2 protein-coding genes are annotated in these 2,057 nt (G+C 62.3%); one reads left to right on the top strand and one right to left on the bottom strand.

What is annotated here, in order from left to right:
* The coding region (locus tag JOY90_RS32700; protein ID WP_291695224.1) for a protein kinase at window positions 1-437 on the bottom strand (437 nt) is incomplete at its 3' end.
* Between the two features lie 93 nt (window positions 438-530).
* Here JOY90_RS32700 and JOY90_RS32705 point away from each other — a divergent pair.
* Window positions 531-1,922: an acyl-CoA dehydrogenase family protein gene (locus JOY90_RS32705; protein WP_291695225.1), complete on the top strand. Its 1,392-nt coding sequence runs from the start codon at window positions 531-533 to the stop codon at window positions 1,920-1,922.
* Window positions 1,923-2,057: the final 135 nt, after the last annotated feature.

Consider the following 2,057-nt stretch of genomic DNA (forward strand, 5'->3'; position numbering starts at 1 on the left):
GCCTCGTCAAACAGAATGTTGGCCGGCTTGATGTCTTTGTGGACGAGCCCGCGCTGGTGGAGCTTGCCGACAGCCCCGGCAATACAGATAGCCAGGGGCAAGAAGCGTCCGACCTCCACTGGCGCATTGAGCAGCCGACCGAGGGGCTCGCCCCCCGCATCCTCGAGCACCAGCATGGTCCGACCGGCGTCGCGCACGAGGTCCAGTGGCCGCGCTGCCCATGCGCCCTCGAGCTCATCCATCAGTTCGAATTCGTGGGTCAGGCGATCGAGGCTTGAGCGGGACGGATGGTCTGCGTTAGAAACAACGAGCAGAACGGCTCGCCGCTCTCCGTTGTTGTCCAGTCGCCAGCCACGGCTGACCACGCGTTCGCCGTCCTCCCACAAGACCTGAGAGCCGCCGTCCGCGTACGCGCCGTCAAGCGTCTGCGTCGTCATCTGCCAGCTCCGGCGTACGGCTCCCGAATTGACTTCGGTTGGCCAGGTTTATCTGCGTCACGAGCCGCGAGTTCTTCACCCTGCGGAAATTCTATGGCATCGGCCGAGAAATCACAGTCACGCGTCGGCGTACCAGATCCGACCTGCGGATCCGCGGTCCTTTATCAAGAATTATGCGCGATTTGCAGGGCTTTACTGGCGCCCGCAGCGCATGCGGGCCAATTTGATGCCAACGCAGGCACGGTGAAGGAACGGAGAATTCACATGGCCACCGCCACGGCATTTAAACCTTCGGCACCGAAGCAGCTTCCAACGCCGGACAGTGATTTCTATCATTACGCCGACCTGCTGAACACTGAGGAGCGCGCGATCCATAAGAGGGTACGCACGTTCATGGAGTCGAAGGTCGCGCCGATCATCAACAAGTACTGGGTTGAGGACGCGTTCCCGTTCGAGCTGGTGCCCTTGGTCAAGGAGCTGAACCTTGGCGGTCTTGGGATCCAGGGGTACGGCTGCGCCGGGGGCAATCAATTGTTGGTCGGGCTCATCGGGGTGGAAATGGCGCGGGTCGATGCCTCGTTCGCGACCTTCTTCGGCGTCCACAACTTCCTGGCGATGGGTTCGATCGCGATCGCCGGATCGCAGGAGCAGAAACAAAAGTGGCTGCCGCCTATGGCGCGCATGGAAAAGATCGGCTGCTTCGGCCTGACCGAACCGCTGGTCGGCTCGGGTGCGGGTGGCGGCCTTACCACGACCGCGAAGCGCGAAGGCGACACCTGGGTCCTCAACGGGCAGAAGCGGTGGATCGGCAACGCGCCCTGGTGCGATGTCTCGATCATCTGGGCGCGCGACGTCGCCGACAACCAGGTCAAGGGCTTCATCGTCGAGAACAAGTCGACGCCCGGCTTCAGCGTCGAGAAGATGCAGAACAAGATGGCGCTCAAGGTGGTCCAGAACGGTCAGATCACGATGAAGGACTGCCGGGTGCCGGAGGCAAATCGGCTCGCATCGGGCGCCCAGTCCTTCCGCGACACCGCGCGCGTACTGCGTGGGACGCGGTACTACGTGGGCTGGGAATCGACGGGATGCGCGATGGGCGCCTACGAGCACGCGCTCAAATATACACAGGAGCGATTGCAGTTCGGAAAGCCGATCGCCTCGTTCCAGCTCATTCAGGACCTCCTTGCGAAGATGCTCGCCAACATCACTGCCTGCCAGGGCATGGTGGTTCGCACGGCACAGCTCGCGGACGAAGGCAAGCTTACGGACCAGCAAGCCGCGCTTTCGAAGGCGTTCACGACGGCCAAGGCGCGTGAGACGGTCTCTTGGGCGCGAGAGGTGCTCGGCGGCAACGGCATTATCGTCGACTACAACGTTGCGCGCTTCTTTGCGGATGCCGAGGCGCTCTATTCCTACGAGGGCACCTACCAGATGCAGAACTTGATCGTGGGCAAGGCGATCACCGGGTTCAGCGCATTCGCGTGAGCAAGGGCGAGCCCGCCGCAGAAAACCAGCAGAGGAGAGATGCCATGGCTTCGCCCGCCGTCGCGATGACAGTCGAGACACAGCAGCCGCCTGCGCCGAAACTCGACAACGTGCTGTACGAAAAAAGGAGCGGCA

It is taken from the genome of Bradyrhizobium sp., from assembly GCF_019242285.1.
In the GTDB taxonomy this organism is placed as follows: Bacteria; Pseudomonadota; Alphaproteobacteria; order Rhizobiales; family Xanthobacteraceae; genus Bradyrhizobium.

Coding starts and splice junctions, on each gene's coding strand:
- JOY90_RS32705 (WP_291695225.1), top strand. CDS start 531: ATGGCATCGGCCGAGAAATCACAGTCACGCGTCGGCGTACCAGATCCG.